This window comes from Micromonospora sp. C28SCA-DRY-2 (assembly GCF_030519475.1).
Lineage (GTDB): Bacteria > Actinomycetota > Actinomycetes > Mycobacteriales > Micromonosporaceae > Micromonospora.
In genome coordinates this window covers 714,810-737,537 of sequence record NZ_JAUMKD010000001.1, presented here as the reverse complement: position 1 = coordinate 737,537, position 22,728 = coordinate 714,810, and the positions used below count along the sequence as shown (strand labels likewise).

General features: G+C 74.6%; 22 protein-coding genes. 15 read left to right on the top strand and 7 right to left on the bottom strand.

Annotated features, from left to right (window positions below; translation table 11 throughout):
* The first annotated feature begins 91 nt into the window (after nt 1-91).
* The gene (locus tag Q3W71_RS03320; RefSeq protein WP_302917778.1) at nt 92-1,192 is read left to right on the top strand and encodes a D-alanine--D-alanine ligase family protein; all 1,101 of its coding nucleotides are present in this window, start codon (nt 92-94) and stop codon (nt 1,190-1,192) included.
* Between the two features lie 123 nt (nt 1,193-1,315).
* Here Q3W71_RS03320 and Q3W71_RS03315 read toward each other — a convergent pair whose 3' ends face one another.
* A complete protein-coding gene (locus Q3W71_RS03315; protein ID WP_302918714.1) occupies nt 1,316-1,936 on the bottom strand; it encodes a DUF3515 family protein in 621 nt (206 codons plus the stop codon).
* Between the two features lie 9 nt (nt 1,937-1,945).
* Nucleotides 1,946-2,179 carry an Lrp/AsnC ligand binding domain-containing protein gene (locus Q3W71_RS03310; RefSeq protein WP_013284547.1) on the bottom strand — a complete coding sequence of 78 codons (234 nt, stop codon included), beginning with the start codon at nt 2,177-2,179 and terminating at the stop codon, nt 1,946-1,948.
* Nucleotides 2,180-2,486: 307 nt separating this feature from the next.
* On the opposite strand from Q3W71_RS03310, the gene Q3W71_RS03305 reads away from it, so the two are divergent.
* Together Q3W71_RS03305 and Q3W71_RS03300 are read left to right on the top strand one after the other, a co-directional pair.
* On the top strand, nt 2,487-3,425 hold the full coding sequence (locus tag Q3W71_RS03305; RefSeq protein ID WP_302917777.1) for a thiamine-phosphate kinase: 939 nt from the start codon (nt 2,487-2,489) through the stop codon (nt 3,423-3,425).
* 29 nt (nt 3,426-3,454) lie between these two features.
* Nucleotides 3,455-3,916: a GNAT family N-acetyltransferase gene (locus Q3W71_RS03300; RefSeq protein WP_302917776.1), complete on the top strand. Its 462-nt coding sequence runs from the start codon at nt 3,455-3,457 to the stop codon at nt 3,914-3,916.
* Nucleotides 3,917-3,950: 34 nt separating this feature from the next.
* Here Q3W71_RS03300 and Q3W71_RS03295 read toward each other — a convergent pair whose 3' ends face one another.
* A complete protein-coding gene (locus Q3W71_RS03295; protein WP_302917775.1) occupies nt 3,951-5,204 on the bottom strand; it encodes an ATP-grasp domain-containing protein in 1,254 nt (417 codons plus the stop codon).
* A 190-nt stretch (nt 5,205-5,394) separates the two neighbouring features.
* Nucleotides 5,395-5,586, bottom strand: coding sequence for a 50S ribosomal protein L28 (gene rpmB, locus Q3W71_RS03290; RefSeq protein WP_088963534.1), 192 nt, complete (start codon nt 5,584-5,586; stop codon nt 5,395-5,397).
* 273 nt (nt 5,587-5,859) lie between these two features.
* On the opposite strand from rpmB, the gene Q3W71_RS03285 reads away from it, so the two are divergent.
* Together Q3W71_RS03285 and recG are read left to right on the top strand one after the other, a co-directional pair.
* Nucleotides 5,860-7,467 carry a DAK2 domain-containing protein gene (locus Q3W71_RS03285; RefSeq protein ID WP_302917774.1) on the top strand — a complete coding sequence of 536 codons (1,608 nt, stop codon included), beginning with the start codon at nt 5,860-5,862 and terminating at the stop codon, nt 7,465-7,467.
* On the top strand, nt 7,464-9,665 hold the full coding sequence (recG, locus tag Q3W71_RS03280) for an ATP-dependent DNA helicase RecG (protein ID WP_302917773.1): 2,202 nt from the start codon (nt 7,464-7,466) through the stop codon (nt 9,663-9,665). The genes Q3W71_RS03285 and recG overlap by 4 nt, the downstream gene beginning before the upstream one ends.
* A gap of 350 nt (nt 9,666-10,015) precedes the next feature.
* On the opposite strand, the gene Q3W71_RS03275 is transcribed toward recG, so the two are convergent.
* Complete coding sequence (locus Q3W71_RS03275) at nt 10,016-11,518, bottom strand: cell wall anchor protein (protein ID WP_302917772.1); 1,503 nt, start codon at nt 11,516-11,518, stop codon at nt 10,016-10,018.
* 315 nt (nt 11,519-11,833) lie between these two features.
* On the opposite strand from Q3W71_RS03275, the gene rsmD reads away from it, so the two are divergent.
* From rsmD to Q3W71_RS03230, 9 genes are all read left to right on the top strand, one after another.
* Nucleotides 11,834-12,397, top strand: coding sequence for a 16S rRNA (guanine(966)-N(2))-methyltransferase RsmD (gene rsmD, locus Q3W71_RS03270; protein WP_302917771.1), 564 nt, complete (start codon nt 11,834-11,836; stop codon nt 12,395-12,397).
* Nucleotides 12,394-12,885 (top strand): pantetheine-phosphate adenylyltransferase, encoded by a 492-nt coding sequence (gene coaD, locus Q3W71_RS03265; RefSeq protein ID WP_302917770.1) that lies wholly within the window; start codon nt 12,394-12,396, stop codon nt 12,883-12,885. The genes rsmD and coaD overlap by 4 nt, the downstream gene beginning before the upstream one ends.
* A gap of 226 nt (nt 12,886-13,111) precedes the next feature.
* A complete protein-coding gene (locus Q3W71_RS03260; RefSeq protein ID WP_109906109.1) occupies nt 13,112-13,609 on the top strand; it encodes a hypothetical protein in 498 nt (165 codons plus the stop codon).
* Between the two features lie 110 nt (nt 13,610-13,719).
* Nucleotides 13,720-14,283 (top strand): DUF177 domain-containing protein, encoded by a 564-nt coding sequence (locus Q3W71_RS03255; protein WP_302917769.1) that lies wholly within the window; start codon nt 13,720-13,722, stop codon nt 14,281-14,283.
* A gap of 5 nt (nt 14,284-14,288) precedes the next feature.
* Complete coding sequence (gene rpmF / locus Q3W71_RS03250; RefSeq protein ID WP_012181392.1) at nt 14,289-14,462, top strand: 50S ribosomal protein L32; 174 nt, start codon at nt 14,289-14,291, stop codon at nt 14,460-14,462.
* Between the two features lie 113 nt (nt 14,463-14,575).
* On the top strand, nt 14,576-15,556 hold the full coding sequence (locus Q3W71_RS03245; RefSeq protein WP_302917768.1) for a phosphate acyltransferase PlsX: 981 nt from the start codon (nt 14,576-14,578) through the stop codon (nt 15,554-15,556).
* Nucleotides 15,553-16,392, top strand: a complete 840-nt coding sequence (rnc, locus tag Q3W71_RS03240; RefSeq protein WP_302917767.1) for a ribonuclease III — start codon at nt 15,553-15,555, stop codon at nt 16,390-16,392. The genes Q3W71_RS03245 and rnc overlap by 4 nt, the downstream gene beginning before the upstream one ends.
* A complete protein-coding gene (mutM, locus tag Q3W71_RS03235; protein WP_302917766.1) occupies nt 16,385-17,242 on the top strand; it encodes a bifunctional DNA-formamidopyrimidine glycosylase/DNA-(apurinic or apyrimidinic site) lyase in 858 nt (285 codons plus the stop codon). Before rnc ends, mutM begins: the two co-directional genes overlap by 8 nt.
* A 220-nt stretch (nt 17,243-17,462) precedes the next feature.
* Nucleotides 17,463-19,682, top strand: coding sequence for an MMPL family transporter (locus Q3W71_RS03230; protein ID WP_302917765.1), 2,220 nt, complete (start codon nt 17,463-17,465; stop codon nt 19,680-19,682).
* A 159-nt stretch (nt 19,683-19,841) separates the two neighbouring features.
* Here Q3W71_RS03230 and Q3W71_RS03225 read toward each other — a convergent pair whose 3' ends face one another.
* On the bottom strand, nt 19,842-20,684 hold the full coding sequence (locus Q3W71_RS03225) for an endo alpha-1,4 polygalactosaminidase (RefSeq protein ID WP_302917764.1): 843 nt from the start codon (nt 20,682-20,684) through the stop codon (nt 19,842-19,844).
* 105 nt (nt 20,685-20,789) lie between these two features.
* A complete protein-coding gene (locus tag Q3W71_RS03220) occupies nt 20,790-22,139 on the bottom strand; it encodes a CAP domain-containing protein (RefSeq protein ID WP_302917763.1) in 1,350 nt (449 codons plus the stop codon).
* A gap of 371 nt (nt 22,140-22,510) precedes the next feature.
* Here Q3W71_RS03220 and Q3W71_RS03215 point away from each other — a divergent pair, with 371 nt between their 5' ends.
* Nucleotides 22,511-22,705, top strand: a complete 195-nt coding sequence (locus Q3W71_RS03215; RefSeq protein WP_302917762.1) for a hypothetical protein — start codon at nt 22,511-22,513, stop codon at nt 22,703-22,705.
* Nucleotides 22,706-22,728 lie beyond the last annotated feature (23 nt).

The following is a 22,728-nucleotide window of genomic DNA, read 5'->3' as shown; positions in this document are numbered from 1 at the left end:
TCCTCGGGTATCGGCATCGGTTTCCGGCCACGCACAGTAAGGTCAACCGGGTGAGCGCCAGCCCGCAGTCGCGTACCGAGAGGTGACCGGAGTGACCACCCCAGGCAAGACCCGCGTGGCGATCGTCTTCGGCGGCCGCAGCCCGGAGCACGGCATCTCCTGCGTCAGCGCCGGCAGCGTGCTCGGCGCGTTGGACCCGGACGAGTTCGAGGTGGTGCCGGTCGGCATCACCCGGGCGGGGCAGTGGGTGCTGACCAACGGCGACCCGTCGCAGCTGGCGATCAACTCGCGCCGGCTGCCGGAGATCACCGCCGAGTCCGGCACCGACATCGTGCTGCGCGCCGACCCGACCGGCAACGGGCTGATGGTGCTCGACCCCACCGAGGGTCCCCGGGCGCTGGCCGACGTGGACGTGGTCTTCCCGGTGCTGCACGGCGCGTACGGCGAGGACGGCACCATCCAGGGAATGCTGGAGATGGCCGGTATCCCGTACGTCGGGGCGAACGTCTTCGCCTCCGCCGCCGCGATGGACAAGGAGTTCACCAAGAAGCTCTGCGCCGTCGAGGGCATCCCGGTCGGCCCGTACGCGGTGCTGCGCAACGGGATGACCCTGAGCGAGGAGGACAAGCAGCGCCTCGGCCTGCCGGTCTTCGTCAAGCCGTCGCGGGCCGGGTCGTCGTTCGGCATCACCAAGGTCGACGACTGGGCCGACCTGGACGCGGCCGTCGCCACCGCCCGGCAGATCGACCCCAAGGTGCTCGTCGAGGGGGCGATCGTCGGCCGCGAGATCGAGTGCGGCGTGCTGGAGGGCGAGGCCGGCGGAGCGCCCGAGGCGTCCGTGCTGGCCGAGGTGCGGGTGGTCGCCGACCACGACTGGTACGACTTCGAGGCCAAGTACCTCGACGACGCCTGCGAGTACGACATCCCGGCCGGCCTGCCCGACCGGGTGACCCGGCAGGTCCAGGAGTACGCGGTCCGCGCGTTCACCGCGCTCGACTGCGCCGGGCTGGCCCGGGTCGACTTCTTCGTCACCCCGGAGCTGGACGTCTACCTCAACGAGATCAACACGATGCCCGGCTTCACCCCGACGTCGATGTTCCCGCGGATGTGGGCCGCCTCCGGCCTGGAGTACCCGAAGCTGGTCGACCGCCTCATCCGCACCGCCCTCACCCGCGGCGTCGGCCTCCACTGACCCGCGCGCGGGTCGCCCCGCCCGCACTTTTGGGGAAAGAGCGGCCTCCCGAGCGTGGGAAGCCACTCTTTCCGTGAACGTGCACGCCCGGGTCCAGGGGTGCCTGGTGCGCGGTGGGGAGGGTCAGCCCTGGCAGCCGGTGGGGGCCTCGCCGCCGGACGGGACCGCGGCGACCACGGTGTCGGCGATCGGCGCGATCCACTGCAACGGCTGCTCGTAGGCGCGCGGCACCCGGACGGTGACCGCGGTCTCCCGGTCCAGCGTGGTGAGCACGGTGGCGTCGGTCTGCTCGGTGGCGTGCCAGCACACCTTGTTGACCAGCCAGACGTCGTCGGTGGCGCCCACGGCCGGCTCGGCGCCGCCGCAGGCGACGGTCAGCGCCGGGTCGCCGTACGCGGCGTTCTGCTCCGGGCCGGCGGTGACCGGGCGCTGCTGCAGGTCGCGCACGCTCGGCGGGAGCTGGGAGAGCAGCGCGCGGCACACCGTGGCGGGGCGCTCGGCCAGGGCCGGCGCGGCCATCTCCACGGGCGCGGTGGACTGGGCGCGGGCGGTCGTCGCCGAGGGGCTCGGCGACGGGGCCGGCTCGTCCGGCGCGAGCTGGACGAAGGCGAGCCCGGCCACCAGCACGGTGACCGGGAGCGCGACCAGCGTCGCGATCAGCGCGGCGCGGCGGTTGGTGCCGTCCGGCGTCGTGGGCGCGGGGCTCTCCGCCCCGCCGGCCTCCCGGCGGGGAGAATCAGTGATCTTGTCCACTTACAGCCGTACCACCGAACACGTGAGGGTGCGGGTGATGCCGGGCACCATCTGCACCTTGCTGACGATGAGTTTGCCGAGCTCGTCGACGGTGTTCGCCTCGGTGAGCACGACCACGTCGTAGGGCCCGGTGACGGCGTCGACCCGTACCACGCCGGCAAGGTCCGCGATCAGACCGGCCACGTCACGCGCCCGGCCGACCTCCGTCTGGATGAGGATGTACGCCTGTACCACGACTCGACCTCCGTCCGTCGCCGCCCGCGAGCGGCCCGAGAGGAGAAAGTACCTTACGGACCAGGTCTGATCCCTATCGGTGGTCAAGGAGAAGCGGTGAGCGAGCGCGGCAGGAGCGGGCGGGGCGTCGGACCGGGTGCGGCGCCGGCGGCGAGGAAGGTGCCGGCATGAGGGAGTGGATCATCGAGCGCTGCGCGACGGTGCAGTGGGCACGTGCGGCGGGGCGGAGCGCCGACACGAGCGCGCGGATCACCGGGCTCGGCGGGTTTCTGCCTGCTGGCGGCCGGCGGCGGAGCGGAGTGCCGGCATGAGCGTCGCGGGAGTGGGCGAATTCGGTCTGATCGACCGGGTCACCGCCCGGCTGTCCGCCGGCTCGACGGTGCTGCTCGGGCCCGGGGACGACGGGGCGCTGGTGGCCGCCCCGGACGCCCGGGTGGTGGCCTCCACCGACGTGCTGGTGGAGGGGCGGCACTTCCGCCGGGACTGGTCCGGGGCGCGGGACGTGGGGCACCGGGCGGCGGCGGCGAACCTGGCCGACATCGCGGCCATGGGAGCCACCCCGACCGCCCTGCTGGTGGCCCTCTGCATCCCCGCGGACCTGGCCGTCGGCTGGGCCGAGGAACTGGCCGACGGGCTGGCCGCGGAGGCGGCGACGGTGGGCGCGAGCGTGGTCGGCGGCGACATGTCCGGCAGCCCCACGCTGACCATCGCGGTGACCGCCCTGGGTGACCTGGCCGGCCGGGCGCCGGTGGTGCGCTCCGGCGCCCGACCGGGCGACGTGGTCGCGCTCGCCGGTCGCACCGGGTACGCGGCGGCCGGGCTGACCGTGCTCTCCCGGGGCTTCCGGACGCCGCGGCTGCTGGTCGAGGCGTACCGGCGCCCGGAGGTGCCGTACGCGGCCGGCCCGCAGGCCGCCGGGCTGGGCGCCACCGCCATGATCGACGTGTCGGACGGGCTGCTCGCCGACCTCGGCCACGTGGCGAGGGCCAGCGGGGTCGGCATCGACGTGCGCCGGGACGCCTTCGAGGTGCCCCGGCAGATGCGCGACGCGGCCCAGGCGCTCGGCGTCGACCCGTACGCCTGGCTGCTGGCCGGTGGCGAGGACCACGCGCTCGCCGCCACCTTCCCGCCCGAGGTGACGCTGCCCGAGCAGTGGCGCCCGGTCGGGCGGGTGGTGGCCGGCGAGGGCGTCACCGTCGACGGCGAGCCGTACCAGGGGGTCACCGGCTGGGACCACTTCCGGTAAGGGCCCCGAGCGGTCGTAACCTTTACTCCGTGACGGAGATCGAGATCCACGCCGCGCGCTTCGACTCGCCGGAGGCGCAGCGCCTGATCAGGGACGCGCTGGCCGACCTCGGCGCCCGGTACGGCGGCAGCGGCGACGACACCCCGGTCGACGCCGCCGAGTTCGAGCCGCCCGGCGGCGCGTTCCTGATCGCCAGGCTCGACGGCGAGCCGGTCGGCTGTGGCGGCTGGCGCAGCCACGGCGAGGGGACCGCCGAGCTGAAGCGGATGTACACCGCGCCGGCGGCGCGCGGCCGGGGGGTGGCCCGGGCGCTGCTGGCGGCGGTCGAGCGGTCCGCCCGCGAGCAGGGGCGCAAGCGGCTGATCCTGGAGTGCGGCGACCGGCAGCCCGAGGCGATCGGGTTGTACACCTCGGCCGGCTACGAGCGGATCCCGAACTTCGGCTTCTACAAGGACGAGCCGGGCTGCCTCTCCTTCGGCCGTACCCTCTGAGCCACCGCCCCGCGCGGGGCCGTGACCGGCGGCGTCAGCCGGTGGTGATCCGGATCTGTTCGGCGGCCTTGCCGGCGGAGTCGGTGGCGGCCGAGCCGTCGATGCCCCAGGCCAGCACGTGGCCGCTGCGCCGCAGCGAGGAGGTCACCTCGGTCACGGTGTCGCCCACCGCCACCTCCACCTGCACGTCCAGCACGCCCGGCACCCGGCGGGCGTCGCGCAGCCCGTCGACGGCCGAGACCGTGCCGGGGGAGGCGAGCAGGAACTCCACCGCCGCCGCGCCGGTCGGCCGGGGCCGCAGCGCCGGCCGCTCGCCGCGCAGCGTGCGCAGGTACGCCTCGATGAACCCGCACTCGTAGGCGATCGAGATCAGTGCGGTGATCATGTCGCCGGGCAGCCGGGCGGCGCACTCCACCAGCGTCGGCCGGCCGTCGGCGAGGATCCACTCGCTGTGCAGCACGCCGGTGCGGAAGCCGGCGGCGGTGGCCAGCCGGGCCGCCACCGCGAGCAGTTCCCGGCGGGTGGCCGCCGGCAGGGCCGTGGGCACGGTGTGCCCGGTCTCCACCGGGCAGCGTCCGGGCAACACCCGCTTGTCGGTGACGTTGCCGAAGATCACCTCGCCGTCGGCGACCAGCAGCTCGACGCTGTGCTCCGGCCCGGCCAGGAGCTGCTCGACGAGCACCCCGGTGGGCAGCCCGTCGGTCGCCTCGGGCGGCGCCTCCGGGGAGGCGGTGGCCGCCCAGGCGTCGGTGATCTCCGCCGGGTCGGTGATGATCTGGACGCCGAGGCTGCCGGAGCGGCGGGTGGGCTTCAGCACGCACCGGCCGCCGTGCCGCTCGGCGAACGCCACCGCCTCGGCGGCCGTGCCGACCAGCTCGAAGGCCGGGTTGGCCAGTCCGGCGTCGGCGGCGAGCAGCCGCATCCGGTGCTTGTCGGAGAAGATGTCGGCGGCCGCCGCCCCGGCGCCGGGCAGGCCGAGTTCGGCGGCGAGCCGGGCCGCCGCGCCGACCGCGTACTCCAGTCCGGGCACCACCAGCCGGGCGGAGCGCAGCCCCGGCTCACGGGCGACCAGCGCGGCGGCGTCCAGGCCGGTCTGGTAGCGCGCGGCCACCACCCGGGAGATGAACGCCAGCTCGCCCGCCAGCTGCTCGATGCCGCGCCGCTGGATCACGTCCGGCTCCTCGACCAGGACCACGGAGCCGGCCGGCAGCTCCTCGGCGTACCAGCGCAGCATGCCGATCGACGCCCCGACAATGATCATCTCGTCTCGGCCCAGGTCCAGCTGCACCAGTCGTCCTCCGTGCTCGGGGGTGCGCGCCGGGAAGGGGACGGCCGGCGCACGCAGACCCTAACCGGACCGGTGCGGGTGCGTCGACGCAGCGTCGCGTACCGGTCAACACCGGTGCCCGGACACGACAGAGCCGGCGGGCCACGAGGGCCCGCCGGCGCTGGCGAATATGTCGGTCGGCGTTACCGCGTCAGGCGCGGGTGACCTTGCCGGCCTTGATGCACGAGGTGCAGACCTGCATCTTCTTGGTGTTGCCGCCACCGGCCGGGGTCCGCACCGACTGGATGTTCGGGTTCCAGCGGCGGTTGGTCCGCCGGTGCGAGTGGGACACGTTGTGGCCGAAGCCCGGCCCCTTGCCACAGACGTCGCACACGCTAGCCACGGGATACTCCTGGGTTTGAAACGTTCATGAGGTCGCCGCCAGGCGCTGCCCGGGCAACCTGGCCAGGTTACCCGATGACCCGCCGCCCTGCCCAACCGGCCCGGTCCGCCCGGGCCGTGCGGGCCCGCGGGGTGGCGGGGGGAGCGGCCCGCGGCGTGACGGGACGCCCGGCAAGGGTAGCGCGCCCGGCCGCCCACCGGTGGTAGCCGGGACACGCCGGGGCGGTCCGGCCGAGCCCGGCGGGTGTCGGTGCGCGCCAGTAGGCTTCACGCCGTGCTGGACACCCTCGACGCCGCCGCGGTCCGCCGCTGGTGCGCGGGCGGGCTGGCCGCGCTCAAGCGGCACCAGGGCGAGATCGACGACCTGAACGTCTACCCGGTGCCCGACGGCGACACCGGCACCAACCTGGTGCTCACCCTGACCTCGGCCCAGCAGGCGCTGGCCATGGACCTCGACACCCTCCCCGACGACGGGCCCACCCCGCACGGTCACGCGCTGCGGCTGATGGCGCGCGGCGCGCTGCTCGGCGCCCGGGGCAACTCCGGGGTGATCCTGTCGCAGATCCTGCGCGGCTTCGCCGACGCGCTGGCCGCCCGGCCCGCGGTGCGCGGCCGGGAGCTGGCGGTCGCGCTGCGCGACGCCACCACCGCCGCCTACGCCGCGGTCGCCAGCCCGGTCGAGGGCACCCTGCTCAGCGTCGTCGCCGCGGCCGCCGGGGCGGCCGAGCGGGCGGACAGCGACGAGCTCTGCGCGGTCGCCCGGGCGGCGGCCGGCGAGGCGTCCCGGGCGCTCGCCCGCACCCCCGAGCAACTGCCCGCGCTGGCCCGGGCCGGCGTGGTCGACGCCGGCGGGCGCGGGCTCTGCCTGCTGCTCGACGCGCTGGTCGAGGTGATCACCGGGGAGAGCCCGCAGCGGCCGGCGTCCGCGCGGCCGGCGGCCCGCCCGCCGGCCGTCGCCGCCCGCGAGACCGGCTCCGACGAGTACGCCTACGAGGTGCAGTTCCTGCTCGACGCCGACGAGCCGGCGGTGACCCGGATGCGGGCGGAGCTGGCGGCGCTGGGCGACTCGCTGGTCGTGGTGGGCGACGGCGACGGCACCTGGAACGTGCACGTGCACGTCAACGACGTCGGGGCGGCCATCGAGGCGGGAGTGGTCGCCGGCCGGCCGCACCGGATCTCGGTGACCCGCTTCGCCGACCAGGTCGCACCGGTGTCACCCGCCGTGGCGGCGGACGGGCGGGCCGCCGTGGTGGTGGCCGCCGGCGCGGGCATCGCCGAGCTCTTCGGCGGCGAGGGCGCGACGGTGGTGCCCGGCAACCCCTCCACCGGCGAGCTGCTGGACGCCATCCGGGCGACCGGGGCCGCCCGGGTGGTGGTGCTGCCCAACGACCCGAACACCCAGGCGGTGGCGAGCGCCGCCGCCCGGGAGGCGCACGGGCTCGGCGTCAAGGTGAGCGTGGTGCCGACCCGCTCGCCGGTGCAGGCGCTGGCGGCGCTGGCCGTACGCGACCCCGGACGGCGCTTCGAGGACGACGTGATCGCGATGGCCGAGGCGGCCGGCGCCTGCCGCTACGCCGAGGTCTGCTACGCCAGCCGCGAGGCGCTCACCGTCGCCGGCCCGTGCCGCCCCGGCGACGTGCTGGCGCTGGTCGAGGGGGAGGTGCACCTGATCGGCGCCGACCTGCTCGACACCTGCGTCGCCATGGTCGACCGGATGCTCGGCGGCGGCGGCGAGCTGGTCACCCTGCTCGCCGGCGCGGACGCCCCGGACGGGCTGGCCGAGGCGGTGCGCGAGCACGTCGGGCGGCACTGGCCGTTCGTGGAGGTGCAGGCCTATCCGGGCGGCCAGCCGCACTATCCGCTCCTGGTGGGGGTCGAGTGATGCCCGAGACGGCCACGGTGGACACGCCGCTGAAGAAGCTGGTCGGCGAGAAGACGGCGAAGGCGCTGGCCAGCCACCTCGACCTGCACACCGCCGGCGACCTGGTCTACCACTTCCCGCGCCGCTACGACGAGCGCGGCGAGCACACCGACATCCGCTCGCTGGACGTCGGTGAGCAGGTCACCGTGCTGGCCCAGGTGCAGCGCACCGCCGTACGCCCGATGCGCCAGCGCCGCGGCAACCTGCTGGAGGTGACCGTCGGCGACGGCTCCGGCGGCCTGCTCACCCTGACCTTCTTCGGCAACCAGGCGTGGCGGGAGCGGGAGCTGCGGCCGGGCCGGTGGGGGCTGTTCGCCGGCAAGGTCACCGAGTTCCGGGGCAAGCGGCAGCTCAACGGGCCGGAGTACGTGCTGCTCGGCGAGGGCGGCGACGGCGAGGCGGCGGCCAGCGAGGAGATCGAGGAGTTCGCCGGCGCGCTGATCCCGGTCTACCCGGCGGCCGCGGCGGTGCCGACCTGGGTGATCGCCCGCTGCGTGCGGGTGGTGCTGGACACCTTCACCCCGCCGGACGATCCGCTGCCGGCCACCGTGCGGGCCAGCCGCAACCTGGTCGGGCTCGGCACCGCGCTGCGCGAGATCCACCGGCCGTCCAGCAAGGAGGAGCTCTACCGGGCCCGGCGGCGGCTGAAGTGGGACGAGGCGTTCGCCGTGCAGCTGACCCTGGTGCAGCGCAAGCACCGGGCCGCCGACTGGCCCGCCCGCCCCCGCCCGCCGCGCGCGGGTGGCCTGCTGGACGCCTTCGACGCCCGGCTGCCCTACGAGCTGACCCCCGGCCAGCGGGACGTGGGCGCCGAGATCGCCGCCGACCTGGCCACCCCGCACCCGATGCACCGGCTGCTGCAGGGCGAGGTCGGCTCGGGCAAGACGGTGGTGGCGCTGCGCGCCATGCTCCAGGTGGTCGACGCCGGCGGGCAGGCCGCGCTGCTCGCCCCCACCGAGGTGCTCGCCGCCCAGCACCACCGCGGCATGCTCGACCTGCTCGGGCCGCTGGGCCGGGCCGGCGAGCTGGGCGCCGCCGAGCACGCCACCCGGGTCGAGTTGGTCACCGGCTCGCTCGGCGCGGCCGCCCGCCGGCGGGCGCTGGCCGAGGTGGCCAGCGGCGCCGCCGGCATCGTGCTCGGCACCCACGCCCTGCTCTACGAGGGGGTCGACTTCGCCGACCTGGGCCTGGTCGTGGTCGACGAGCAGCACCGCTTCGGCGTCGAGCAGCGCGACGCGCTGCGCGCCAAGGCCGAGCAGCCCCCGCACGTGCTGGTGATGACGGCGACCCCGATCCCGCGCACGGTGGCGATGACCGTCTACGGCGACCTGGAGACCTCGACGCTGTCCCAGCTGCCGCGCGGCCGGTCGCCGATCGCCTCGCACGTGGTGCCGGCCGCCGAGAAGCCGGCCTTCCTGGACCGGGCCTGGCGCCGGCTGCGCGAGGAGGTGGCCGCCGGGCACCAGGCGTACGTGGTCTGCCCGCGGATCGGTGACGGTCCGGCGTCCGAGGAGGAGGCGCCGCGGGAGGACGACTCCGGGCGGCGGCCGCCGCTGGCGGTGACCGAGGTGGCGCCGCTGCTCGCCGAGGGGCCGCTGCACGGGCTGCGGATCGGGGTGCTGCACGGCCGGTTGCCGGCCGACGAGAAGGACGCGGTGATGCGCTCCTTCGCCGCCGGCGACCTCGACGTGCTGGTGGCCACCACTGTCGTGGAGGTCGGCGTCGACGTGCCGAACGCCACCGTGATGATCGTGCTGGACGCCGACCGGTTCGGCGTCTCGCAGCTGCACCAGCTGCGCGGCCGGGTCGGCCGGGGCGCCGCCGCCGGGCTCTGCCTGCTGGTCACCGAGGCGAACGAGGGCAGCCCGGCGCGCGAGCGGTTGGACGCCGTCGCCTCCACCACCGACGGTTTCAAGCTGGCCGAACTGGATCTGGAACAGCGCCGCGAGGGCGACGTGCTGGGGGCCACCCAGTCCGGCCGCCGCTCGCACCTGCGACTGCTCTCCCTGCTGCGCGACGCCGACCTGATCCGCGACGCGCGGGCCGAGGCGATCACCCTGGTCGAGGAGGATCCGGAGCTGTCCCGGCACCCGGCGTTGGCCGCCTCGGTGGCCGCCCTGGTCGACGAGGAGCGCGCGGAATACCTGGAGAAGGGCTGACCGGAGCGCCGCCGTACCTCTCGTGCGGTCGCGCTGGCCAGCTGATGCTTCGAGGCCGACCCGCGCGGGTGTACCTCGTCAGTGCCGTGTCGGGGATCCCGGTGTGGCATCCCGGCGGCCCGCGCCAGGACCGTCCGCCCGTGCCCTGTGGTGGTGAGCGTGCCGCGCGGCGGTGGTCCGTGTCGGCATCGTCCGCTCGTGCCATGCGGCGGAGCGGGTCCGCGGCAGCACCGGCATCGGCTCGCGCCGCGTGCCGGGCCGGCGCGGCGGGTGGCCGTGCCGGCGGGACATGGTGAGGGCGCGCCGACCCGGGTGGGTCGACGCGCCCTCAGCGCTCAGCTCGGCTCAGCTCACGCGGTGAAGCGCACCCGCCGACGCCGCGCGACGACGAAGAGCACCGCGCCCAGGGCGAGCAGGGCGACCGCGCCCGCGGCGATGCCGCCGGCCGCCGCACCGGTCACCGGCAGGCCCGGCTCCTCGCCACCGCCGCCACCGCCACCGCAGTCACCCTCGGGGGCGTAGACGGCCTCCATCTCCAGCTCCAGCTCGGGAAGGACGACCAGCGCGGTGTCGTCCTTGCCGGCCTTGAAGGTGACGGTCTCGGAGTCGCCCGGCTGCACGGTCCGGGTCTCGGTCTCCTTGCCGTAGGTGAAGACCACCTTGACCGGCAGGCCACCCTCCGGGTTGGTGGCGGTCAGCGTGAAGGTCTCGCAGTCCGCCTTGGTGGTGATGGTGGGCAGCGGGCAGTCCTCCGGACGCTGCCACGAGTAGCTGCCGTCCTCGATCACCTTGCCGTCGACCAGCACCTCGACCTTGCCGGCGTTCTCGGCCGGCACCACGGTGCCGTTGTCGGCCTTGCCCGGCTCGACGGTGACCTTCTTGGACCAGCCGTTCTCGCCCCGGACCTCGAACTCGACCGGGTACTTCGAGATCTTGCCGTCGTTGCTCAGCGACACGGTGACGGTGCCGTCGCAGTTGGACGCGAAGGTGGCCGCCGGGGTGGTGCAGCTCTTGTCGCCGCCGTTGTACGCCCCATGCGGGCCGGTGGACCGGTTGCCCGGCGCGCCCTTGGAGCCGAGCTTCTTGTCGCCGTACCGCTTGCCGCCCTCGACCAGCGGGTCGATGATCTCGTCGGTGCCGCCCCAGATCAGGTCCACCTGGGTGTGGCAGTCCGGGATCTCGACCTTCAGGTCGATCTCGGTCTGGGTGCCGCCGATCCAGTCGCTGTCCGGCGTGCCGTAGACGTACTGCGGGGTGGCGAACTGCGGCCGCGGCGCGAAGTAGGACACCAGCGTGAAGTACTGCTTGCTGTCACCGCAGAGCGGCAGGTCACCGTCGAGCTTGACGGTCGCGGTGCCCTTCGGGCCGTCGAAGGTGTGGCTGTACTTGGCCTTGCTGGCGTCCACACACTTCGGCGCCGGGGTGCAGGGCTTGTCGCCGCCCAGCTTGATGCTGCCCTCGTTGGTGCGGTCCTGGCCGTTCTTCTTCCACAGCGCGTAGATCGTCAGCTTCGCGCCGGCGGTGTCGCCGGGCACCCGCTGCACCGCCTGCACCGAGCCGCCCTTGGGGACGACGGCGCCCTGCAGCGGCTTGGTGGTGTCGGCCGCCAGATTCACCGGGGTGGACGGGTCGGCGGTGACGGTCTTGAGGGTCGCGGCCTTGTCCCGCTCGCTGTTCTCCACCGTCCAGGTGATCACCCGCTCGCCGGTGAGCCCGTCGCAGTCGGCGGTGGCGGTGATGGTGGTGTGGTGGGCGCTGGCCGGCGCGGCCACCGCGACGGCCGCGGTGAGGCCGAGGAAGGCGGCCCCCAGTACGGCCAGTGGTCGCCGCAGCGACGCTCTGGTACGGATCACGCGTACTCCCGGGGTGAGGAAGCTGAAGGGGGTGGGCGCGGAGTGGGGCGGTTCGGACGGTCGCGGGTGCCTCGGTGCGCGTCCGGTGCGGGCGCCGCTCCGTGCCTGGGCCGGCGGTCCACCGCCGACACCCGGCAGACCCTAGCGAGATCGCCGCGTGCGTTACAGCGTTCAGCGGGACCTAAGGATGATGTTATGAATGCGAGATCATTGATATACGAAGGGTGGCCGGGCCGGCGCGACGCGCATACCGGCGGTGTCGTCGGCGGGTCCCCCGGTCTCGCGTAGCGTCGGGGCCATGAGCAGGAGGAGACGGTGACCCGGATCGTCGCCGGGACGCTCGGTGGCCGGCGGATCGCCGCGCCGCCCGGCGCGGGCACCCGGCCGACGTCCGACCGGGTCCGGGAGGCGTTGTTCAGTGCCGTCCAGGCCGAGGTCGATCTGACCGGCGCCCGCTTCGCCGACCTGTACGCCGGCTCCGGCGCGGTCGGGCTGGAGGCGCTGTCCCGGGGCGCCGCGCACGTGCTGCTGGTCGAGTCCGACCCGCGGGCCGCCCGGGTGATCCGGGAGAACGTGGCGGCCCTGCGCGCCGCCCCGGCCGCCCGGCTGGTCACCGGGAAGGTGGGCACCGTGCTGGCGGCCGGCCCGGAGGGCGGCCCGTACGACGTGGTCTTCGCCGACCCGCCGTACGCGCTGCCGGACGCGGAGGTCACCGCGATGCTGGCCGCGCTGGTCGACGGCGGCTGGCTGGCCCCGGACGCGCTGGTGGTGGTGGAACGCTCCAGCCGGACCGGGCCGGTCGAGTGGGTGCCGGGTGTCACCGCCGAGCGAAGTCGCCGTTACGGCGAGACCACCCTTTGGTACGGTCGCCGATCATGAGACGTGCGGTGTGTCCCGGCTCGTTCGACCCGGTCACCAACGGACACCTCGACATCATCGGCCGGTCGAGCCGGCTCTTCGACGAGGTGATCGTCGGCGTGCTGGTGAACCAGTCGAAGAGCGGCCTGTTCACCGTCGAGGAGCGGATCGACATGCTCCGCGAGGTGACCGCCTCGTACGACAACGTCCGGGTCGAGTCGTTCCGCGGGCTGCTGGTCGACTTCTGCCGCGCCCAGCAGGCGAGCGTCCTGGTCAAGGGCCTGCGCGCGGTCAGCGACTTCGACTACGAGTTGCAGATGGCCCAGATGAACATCGGGCTGGCCGGCGTCGAGACGCTCTTCATGCCGACCAACCCGCTCTACTCGTTCCTCTCCTCCAGCCTGATCAAGGACGTGGCCAAGTGGGGCGGCGACATCTCCGCCCACGTCCCCGACGTGGTCCGCCACGCCCTCCACACCCGCCTGACCCCTAACCTCCCCCGCGACTGACCCCACCCCACCGCTGCCGCGAGCCGGAGACCTCGGCCCTCTTTCGTCCTGTGGTGGGCGGAATGCGGGGGCGGAACGTGCCCGATCGCGAGGGCCGGGGGCGTGCGACGCGCCGGGGGCGGTGGGGGCGGTGGTGGATGGTGCGGGTGATGATGGGTGAAGCGGGAACCGGGCCGCAGCCCGCATGATGTAGGTCGGCCGTACGAACGACAGGAGTGAGGTACCGGTGGACCCGCTCGACCGCATCGACGAACTGATCGCCATGGTGGAGACGGCCCGTTCCGTCCCGATGTCGCGCAACAACTGCATGGTCGACCGGGGCGAGATGATCGCGGCCCTGGAGGAGTTGCGCGCCGAGCTCCCCGCCGACCTGCGCCGGGCGGCCGCCCTGCTGGAGGAGCGGGACAAGATCATGGAGGCCGGCAAGCGCGAGGCCGACCGGATCATCAGCGAGGGTGAGGCGGAACACGCCCGCCTGGTCTCGGTGAACGAGATCACCGTCTCCGCCGAGCACGAGGGCGCCCGGATCATCGCCGAGGCCCGCGCCGAGGCGCAGCGGCTGCGCGAGGAGGTCGACGACTACGTCGACACCGCGCTGGCCAACTTCGAGCAGTTCCTCACCCGGGCGCTGGCCTCGATCGAACGCGGGCGCGACAAGATGCACGCGCTGCGCGAGATCGGCACCTTCGCCGGCGACGAGGCGGAGCGCCCGCTACCCTTCTGACCGGCACCTCAGCAGCCGGCAGGGCGGGGCGGGCGTCGCCCCCGGTTCGACGGTCCGGGGGTTGCCCAGGTAACCTCGTTTGTCGGCCTCTCACCGGCCGGAGTCTGACTATGCCCAAACACACGCCTTCCCAACTCGACCCCAGGTCGCCGCTGGTCCTCGACACGAGGGAGCTGCCGCGTCGGCCTGGTGCGTTGCGTACGGTCAAGCGGGTGGTACCGGCACCGGCGGACCTCGGCGTGGAGTTGATCGGCGTGCCGGAGGGCGCGGACCTCGACCTCGACCTGAGGTTGGAGTCGGTGTCCGAGGGCGTGCTCGTCTCGGGCACCGTCAGCGGTCCCGTCCGGGGCGAGTGCGGGCGCTGCCTGCGCGAGATCAACGACTCGGTGGTCGTGCGGATCCAGGAGCTGTACGCGTACGAGAACAGCACCACGGACACCACGACCGACGAGGACGAGGTGGGCCGGATGCAGGGAGACCTGATCGACCTGGAGCCGGCGTTGCGGGACGCGGTGGTGCTCACACTGCCGACCAACCCGCGCTGCCGGGAGGACTGCCCAGGCCTGTGCCCCGAGTGCGGGGTGCACCGGGACGAGCTGCCGGCCGACCACAGTCACCAGCAGATCGACCCGCGTTGGGCGGGCCTGTCGCAACTGACCCGTAAAGAGGAGTAAGAACCGTGGCCGTCCCCAAGCGCAAGATGTCGCGCAGCAACACCCGGTCCCGCCGGGCGCAGTGGAAGACCGCGGCGGTCGCGACCGTGGCCTGCCCGCAGTGCAAGTCCGCGAAGCTGCCGCACGCCGCCTGCTCCGTCTGCGGCACCTACAACGGCCGTCAGGTCCTCGAGGTCTGACCGGACGCCGAGTGACGCCCCCGACCACGGGTCGGGCGGCGCGCGCGCCCTGGCGAACGCCCGGTGCCCCGGCTCCCACGAACGCCGGCCGGCCTGTTCCGGCCGGCGTTCCGGTGGAGCCGGGCATCGCGCGGATCGCCGTTGACCTCCTCGGCGGGGACGATGCTCCCGCCGTCGTGGTTGACGGCGCTCTGCGGGCCGTGCGCGCCGACCCTGACCTGCACCTGCTGCTCGTCGGCCCGGCCGAGGCCGCCGGCGAGGTGATCGCCGCCCTCGACCCGGCGCAACGTGCCCGGGTCGCCGTGCGGCCGGTCCGCGCCGCCGTCGGCATGGCCGACCATCCCAGCGCCGCCCGCGCACCCAGCACCGTGCGGGCGGCGGTCACCGCGGTCCGCGACGGGGCCGCCGACGCGCTGGTCTCCGCCGGTTCGACCGGCGCCACCGTCACCGCCGCCGCGCTCGGCCTCGGGCGCTGGTCCGACGTCCGCCAGCCGGCCTTGGTCGCCACCCTGCCGGCCGTCGCCGGCCCGGTCGTGCTGCTCGACGTCGGCGGCTCGCTGGACCCGCGGCCGGCCACCCTCGCCCGGCACGCCATGCTCGGTGCCGCGTACGCGGCGGTCGCGCACGGCATCCCGGAGCCCCGGGTCGGCCTGCTCTCCGTCGGCACCGAGGCGGGCAAGGGCGACCGCCTCCGCCGGCACGCCGACCCGCTGCTGGCCGCCGAGCCGCTGCCCTGCGGTGGCCGCTACGTCGGCCTCGTCGAGGGCTACGACGTCTCGCTCGGCACCCGCGCCGACGTGGTGGTCACCGACGGGTTCACCGGTAACGTGCTGCTCAAGGCGATCGAGGGCGCGTACGCGATGGCCGGCGGACCACCGGCCGGCGGCGGGGCGCCGCGCGCGGCCGCCCTGCTCGGGGTGGCCGGGACCGTGGTCGTCTGCCACGGCGCCGCCCGGCCCGACGACGTGGCCTCCGGCATCGCGCTCGCCGCCCACCTGTGGCGGCGGGGCGCCGCCGACCTGGTCTCCGCGCTGCTCGACGCCGCGGAGGACCGCATCGACCGCACCACCGACACCGAGGTACGCACATCATGACCAACGACAAGCGGCGGCGGGCGTCCGTCGGTCACCTGGAGGCGGCGTTCGGCGTCACGCTGGACCCGGAACTGCTGGAGCGGGCGCTGACCCACCGCTCGTACGCGTACGAGAACGGCGGCCTGCCCACCAACGAGCGGCTGGAGTTCCTCGGCGACTCGGTGCTCGGCGTGGTGATCACCACCGCGCTCTTCCACAACCACCCCGACCTGCCCGAGGGCCAGCTGGCCAAGCTGCGGGCCAGCGTGGTCAACATGCGCGCGCTCGCCGACGTGGCCCGCGGGCTGGGCCCGGACGGGCTCGGCGCCTACCTGCTGCTCGGCAAGGGCGAGGAGACCACCGGCGGCCGGGACAAGGCCAGCATCCTGGCCGACACGCTCGAGGCGCTGCTCGGCGCGATCTACCTCCAGTACGGCCTGGACACCGCGGCCGCCGTGATCCACCGGCTGTTCGACCCGCTGATGGCCGAGTCGGCCGGGCGGGGCGCGGCGCTGGACTGGAAGACCAGCCTCCAGGAGCTGACCGCCTCGCTCGGGCTGGGCGTGCCCGAGTACCGCATCGAGGGCACCGGGCCGGACCACCTGAAGACCTTCACCGCGTGGGTGGTGGTGGCCGGCAACCGCTACGGCGGCGCCGAGGGGCGCAGCAAGAAGGAGGCCGAGCAGCGCGCCGCCGAATCGGCCTGGCGGACGCTGACCGAGCAGGCGGAGCAGGAGCAGGCGGCGCGGCAGCGGGAGGTGGCCGCCGCCGAACTGGCCGCCCGTGCCGCCGAGGAGGCCCCGAGCGCCGCCGACCCGGCGTCCGGCGCGGCCGAGACGGGCGCCCGCCGTGCCTGAGCTGCCCGAGGTGGAGACGGTCCGGCAGGGCCTGGCCCAGTGGGTCATCGGCCGCCGGATCGCCGCGGTGGAGGTGCGCCACCCGCGCGCGGTGCGCCGGCACGCCCCCGGCGGGGCGCACTTCGCCGACGTGCTGGCCGGGCGGACCGTGCTCGACGTCCGCCGCCGCGGCAAGTACCTCTGGCTCCCGCTGGACAGCGGGGACGCGGTGATCGGGCACCTCGGCATGTCCGGGCAACTGCTGCTGCAGCCCGCCGACGCGCCCGACGAGACCCACCTGCGGATCCGGTTCCGGTTCGCCGACGACGGCCCCGAGCTGCGCTTCGTCGACCAGCGCACGTTCGGCGGGCTCTCCGTCTCGGCCGGCGGGGCGGAGCTGCCGGCGGAGATCGCGCACATCGCCCGGGACCCGATGGACCCGCAGTTCTCCGACGCCGAGTTCGTCGCCGCGCTGCGCCGGCGGCGTACCGAGGCGAAGCGGGCGCTGCTGGACCAGACCCTGATCTCCGGGGTGGGCAACATCTACGCCGACGAGGCGCTCTGGCGAGCCCGCCTGCACGGCGCCCGGCCCACCGACGCGCTCACCCGGCCGGCCGCGCTGCGCCTGCTCGGGCACGTCCGGGACGTGCTCGGCGAGGCGATCAAGGAGGGCGGCACCAGCTTCGACGCCCTCTACGTCAACGTCAACGGCGAGAGCGGCTACTTCGACCGGGCGCTGAACGTCTACGGCCGGGAGGGCCTGCCGTGCCGACGGTGCGGCGCGCCGATCCGCCGTGAGGCGTTCATGAACCGGTCGTCGTACAGCTGCCCGCGCTGCCAGCCGCGTCCTCGGGGATCGCTTCGGGGATGACCCCGAGCCGGATCCGGGTCGGCGCCGGCGCGTCGCCCCGACCGGTCCGGGAAGGATCCGGTGTGGCGTACGCCCGCACCCGATCGGCCCGTTCGTGGCGCCCGTACATGCCTCGCACCGGTTCCGGGCCGGACCGGGGCCGTTCCCTGATGTACCGACCCCGTCGCGCCCATAGCGTCAGCCCCGTTGACAGGGGGTTGACGTGACAGGGGGACCCGTGATGGGGGCAAGACCGGTGACGGTGCGGTTGGCACGCTGGAGCGCGGAACATCCGTGGCGGGCCGTCGCGATGTGGGTGGTGTTCGTGGCGGTGTGCTTCGTCGGGGGGAGCGCCGCCGGCCTCAACGAGGCCACCTCCGCCGACCAGGCCATCGGCGAGTCCGGCCGGGCCGGGGTGATCGTGGACGCCGGGAACTTCGACGACCCGGCCACGGAGAACATCCTCATCACCCCGCGCGGCGGCATGCTCGACCAGACCGCCGCGCAGGCGGCGGCCGCCGACGCGGCGGCCCGGCTGCGCTCGGTGACCGGGGTCGCCTCCGTCGGCGAGCCGATGCCGGCCCGGGACGGCTCCGCGGTGCTGCTGCCGATCACCATGTCCGGCGACCCGGAGACCGCCGCCGACCGGGTGCAGCCGCTGCGCGACGCCACCGCCCAGGTGCAGGACGGGCACCCGCAGCTGCGGATCGAGCAGGTCGGCGGCCCGTCGATCAACAAGGCGCTGGACGACACGCTCGGCAAGGACTTCAAGCGGGCCGAACTGCTCAGCCTGCCGGTGACCCTGGCCATCCTGATCATCGCGTTCGGCGCGCTGATCGCCGCCGGCGTGCCGGTGCTGCTGGCGCTCTCCTCGGTGGCCGCGGCGATGGGGCTCTCCACCCTCGCCTCGCACCTGGTGCCCGCGACCGACACGACGGCCAGCGTGATCCTGCTGATCGGCATGGCGGTCGGGGTGGACTACTCGCTGTTCTACGTGCGGCGGGAGCGGGAGGAGCGGGCCAAGGGCCGCTCGGGCCTGGACGCGGTGGAGATCGCCGCGGAGACCTCCGGGCACGCCGTGGTGGTCTCCGGCTTCGCCGTGATCATCTCGATGGCCGGGCTGCTGCTCGCCGGTGACGTGGTCTTCTCCTCCCTCGCGGTGGGCTCGATCCTGGTGGTCGCGGTCGCGGTGACCGGCTCGCTGACCGTGCTGCCGGCCCTGCTGGCCAAGCTCGGGCGCTGGGTCGACCGGCCCCGGGTGCCGTTGCTGTGGCGGCTGACCGCGCCGCGTACCGGGCGGCACGGCGAGCCCGCGAAGCCCCGGTTCTGGCCGGCCGTGCTGAAGCCCGCGCTGCGTGCCCCGGTGGCCACCCTGGTGATCTCGGTGGGTCTGCTGCTCGCGCTCGCCGTGCCCGCGCTCGACATGAAGCTGAAGTTCCCCGGCATGGAGGACGTGCCGCGCAGCACCGCGGCGATGCAGGCGTACGACCGGCTCACCGCGGCCTTCCCGAGCAACGGCACCAGCCACACCGTGGCGGTCCGGGCGCCGGCCGCCGAGGCCGACCGGGTGTCGGCGGCGCTGACCGAGCTGGCCGCCCGGGCGTCGGCCGACCCGCTCTTCGCGCCGACCGAGGCGGACGGCCCGAAGATCCGGGTGTCGGACGACCGGCGGGTGTCGGTGCTGACCGTCGCCACCCCGTACACCAGCCGGGACGCCAAGGCCGGGCAGTCGCTGGACCGGCTCCGCGACGACCTGGTCCCGGCGACGCTCGGCGGGGTCCCCGGGGTGGAGTACGCGGTCGGTGGCGACATCGCCGGCAGCGAGGACTACGCGCAGCACGTCCGGGACAAGCTGCCGATCGTCGTGGGCTTCGTGCTGGTGCTGACCTTCCTGGTGATGGTGCTGACCTTCCGCTCGGTGGTCATCGCACTCAGCTCGATCCTGCTCAACCTGCTCTCCGCCGGCGCCGCGTACGGCCTGCTGGTGCTGGTCTTCCAGGGCGACTGGGCGGAGGGCCTGCTGGGCTTCACCTCGATGGGCGCGATCGTGGCCTGGCTGCCGCTCTTCCTCTTCGTGGTGCTCTTCGGGCTCTCGATGGACTACCACGTCTTCGTGGTCAGCCGGATCCGCGAGGGCATCCGGGCCGGCATGCCCAACCGGGAGGCGGTGGCGTACGGCATCACCTCGTCGGCCGGCGTGGTGACCAGCGCGGCGATCGTGATGGTCGGGGTCTTCTCGATCTTCGCGACGCTGAGCATGATCGACTTCAAGCAGCTCGGCATCGGCCTGGCGGCGGCGATCCTGCTGGACGCCACGATCATCCGCGCGGTGGTGCTGCCGGCGCTGATGACCATGCTCGGCGACGCCAACTGGTGGGCGCCGCGCTTCCTGCGCCAGCGCCCCGCGGCGACCCCGGCCGACCCGCCGGCCCCCGCGCCGGAGCTGGTCGGCGTCCGCTGACCGACCGCGCTCCCGGGCCGGACCGCACCACGCGGTCCGGCCCTGCCGCGCCGACCGGCCCGCCCGGCACGGCGGCGCAAGCCCGACCGGCCGCTCGGAGCTACGCGCCGGCCGGGGCGAACGCCGCTCAGCGCGACGGCCGGTCAGCGTGCCGGCTGGTCACAGCACGGGGCAGGAGACCCGCCAGGCGTCGAGGTCGCGGTCCTTGCGGATCGAGGCGAAGCCGTAGCCGACCGTCTCCACGCAGAAGTCCTCGGTCGTGCCGGTGTACTCGACGTGGAAGACCGGCTTGCCCGCCTCGGCGAACGGCAGCAGCTTCGCGCACCGGCGCAGCCGTACGCACTCCTCGTCCACCGCGAAGTCGAAGTCCGGCGCCAGCGCGGCCACCTGCTCGGTGTTGCCGAGCAGGCCGGGGGAGAGGTCCAGCGCGCGGGCCAGTTCGGCCAGCCGCCGGTTGAACAGCAGCGCGTCGTCGAAGCCCAGCGGGAAGCCGGACCGGTGGGCGTAGCCGTCGGCGTCGGCCAGGGCCACCGCGCCGAACCCCTTGCCCCGGCAGAGCCGGAACCGGTCGGCCAGCACCGGCCGCAGCGTGTCCCACTGCCGGACGTCCAGCCAGCGGCTGTCCGGGCGGCGGGACGCGGTGCCGCGCACCCCCGGCGGGAAGCGGTCCGCGTCCGGATCGGTGGGCAGTACCGAGCCGACGTGCACCTGGCAGATCAACCGGCGGTCCCGCGAGCGCAGCTCGGCGGTCTGCGCCGCCGTGGTGGTCACCGGGTCGAGCAGGAACACGTCGGCGTCCACACCCGGGTCCAGCGCCCCGGTGAGCTGCCACTGCCACTGCCAGCGGCGGACCGACTCGGCCGGCCAGGTGGTCGGCGCGCCGGGCCGGGCCAGCTCGACCCGGCAGCCGTACAGCGGGATCGCCAGCACGAGCGCCAGGCAGGCCGGCAGCGCCCGGCGCAGGCCACGCCCGGCGGCGCGCGCACGCGGCCGGATCCGCATCGGCAACTCCCGGGTCGCGGGCGGCATCCCACCGCCCGAGCCGGTACGCCCCTCCGGCGTACCTCACCCGGTCAAACGAGCACGGACCCGACCACGATTCGTGCTTCAGCGCGGCGCGGCGAAGACCTGCGTCCAGTACGGCCCGTTGCTGCTGGCCACGCCCACGCCGATCTCGGTGAAGGCGCAGTTGAGGATGTTGGCCCGGTGGCCGGGGCTGTTCATCCAGGCGTCCATCACCGCGGCCGGGGTCTTCTGGTTCCAGGCCACGTTCTCGCCGTAGGTACGCCAGGCGTAGCCCACCCGGTCCAGCCGGTCGCCGGCGTCGCTGCCGTCGCTGCCGGTGTGCGACATGTCCTGGTGGTCGGCCTGGTCCTGGCTGTGCCGCTGGGCCGCGGTCATCAGCTTGTCGTCGATGCCCAGCGCCCGGCAGCCGGCCTTCGCCCGCTCCGCGTTGACCAGGTTGACCACCTCGCGGGCCTGGCTGCTGACGGTGCCGCCGGGGGCGACACCGGCGCCGCCGGCCGGCGCGGTGCTGCGCTCCGGCGACCGGCGCGAGGGCGCGGTGGTCCGCGCCGGCGCCGGCTTCGGCTTGGTCACCTTGGTCGGGGAGGGGGTGGGCTTCGTCGGGGTCGGGGTGGCACCCGGGGTGGGTGCGGCCAGCGCGTCGGCCGGCGACTCCGCTCCGGCGTCGAAGGGCGCGGCGGCCACCGTGTCGTCACCGGTCGCGGTGGTGTCCGGCCGCTCGTCGCCGCCACCGCCCAGCGCGACGGCACCGACGCCGAGGCTGACCACCAGCGTGGCCGCCGCGGCGGCGCCGCCGATCAGCGCCGGCCGGGGGAACCGGCGGGCCCGGTGCCGGCCGTCGGCCGGTTCCTGCCCGGCCCCGGCCTCCCGGTGCGCGCCGAGGTCGGTGTCACCGGCGAACGCCGGGTAACCGCCGGTCGGGTGGAACTCGCCGGTGGCCTGGTCGCCGCCCCAGCGGTCGGCCGGCTCGTCCCGGTGCCAGCCGGCGTCCGGCGTCGCCGCCCACCGCTCGGTGGGCCGGTCCTGCTGCCAGGTGCCGGCCGGCTGGTCGCCGTGCCACGCCTCGCCGGGCCGCCACTGCTCGGTCGGCTGGTCGCGGTGCCACCCCGGGTCGGTACGCCAGCCCTCGTCCGGCTGCTCACGCCAGCCGATACCGCCGGGCGGAGCGGCGTCCCGGTCGGCGCCCGGCTGCCACCGCTCGGTGGGCTGGTCCCCGTACGGCTGGTCCACCGGGCCGTACGCCTGCTCGCCGTGCCACGCGCCGGTCGGGGGTTCCTGGTGCCGGTCGTCGACCGGCTGCGCCGGCTCGTCGCCGAACAGGTAGGACGACCGGGGCGCCGGACGGTCGGTCAGCCAGGCCGGCTCGTCGACCGGCGGCTCGGGGCGCCGCTGAGCGCCATCCGGATCGTTCGGGTCGGTCCATCCGTACACGCCGTAGCCTCCACGGGTCGGTTGCGGGCCGGGGTGACGGTACGGGGCGGCCTCGACCAGCGGCAACGTGGCTAAGAAAGAGTTAAGGGGAAGTCGGGCGTCCGGGTAGGGAGTTCCCGGGAACCGAGGCGTACAGTAAAGGTGTCCGGACAGAGCGTGTCTGCGCCTTGTGGCGGCCCCCCGGCAAGTGGACAGGTCGACGTGGAGATGATCTACGGCCTGCGAGAACTTGACGAAGGGGGGGGTATCGGCTCAATATATAGGTGTCGCCAGTCGCGCCCGGTCATGCCCAAGAACAGTTGGAATGACAGCCGCGAACACAGGGGCGCGCGTTGGCCGGCCTTTCCGGCAGCGCATATCAAGGAGTCAACATGGCGAAGGCCCTCTACGGCCACGTAGGTGCGGCGCCCGACCGGCGCCTGCTCGACGAGGTCACCCGACTGCGTGCCAGGGTTCAGGCACTGGAGTTCGAGCTCGCCCGGGTGCGTGCCGAGAACGATCGGCTCGCGGCGGCCGCCTCCGAGGCGGACGGTCTGCTCCGGCTGGCCGAGCCGGCGCTCACCTGAGTCTCGAGCCGGGAAAACTGAAT

Excerpts from the sequence above, each read along its gene's own strand:
- Q3W71_RS03305 (WP_302917777.1), top strand. The coding sequence starts at position 2,487 with ATGAGCGTCGCGGGAGTGGGCGAATTCGGTCTGATCGACCGGGTCACC.
- Q3W71_RS03230 (WP_302917765.1), top strand. The coding sequence starts at position 17,463 with ATGGGGGCAAGACCGGTGACGGTGCGGTTGGCACGCTGGAGCGCGGAA.
- Q3W71_RS03255 (WP_302917769.1), top strand. The coding sequence starts at position 13,720 with ATGCCCAAACACACGCCTTCCCAACTCGACCCCAGGTCGCCGCTGGTC.
- Q3W71_RS03215 (WP_302917762.1), top strand. The coding sequence starts at position 22,511 with ATGGCGAAGGCCCTCTACGGCCACGTAGGTGCGGCGCCCGACCGGCGC.
- Q3W71_RS03225 (WP_302917764.1), bottom strand. The coding sequence starts at position 20,684 with ATGCGGATCCGGCCGCGTGCGCGCGCCGCCGGGCGTGGCCTGCGCCGG.
- rnc (WP_302917767.1), top strand. The coding sequence starts at position 15,553 with ATGACCAACGACAAGCGGCGGCGGGCGTCCGTCGGTCACCTGGAGGCG.
- coaD (WP_302917770.1), top strand. The coding sequence starts at position 12,394 with ATGAGACGTGCGGTGTGTCCCGGCTCGTTCGACCCGGTCACCAACGGA.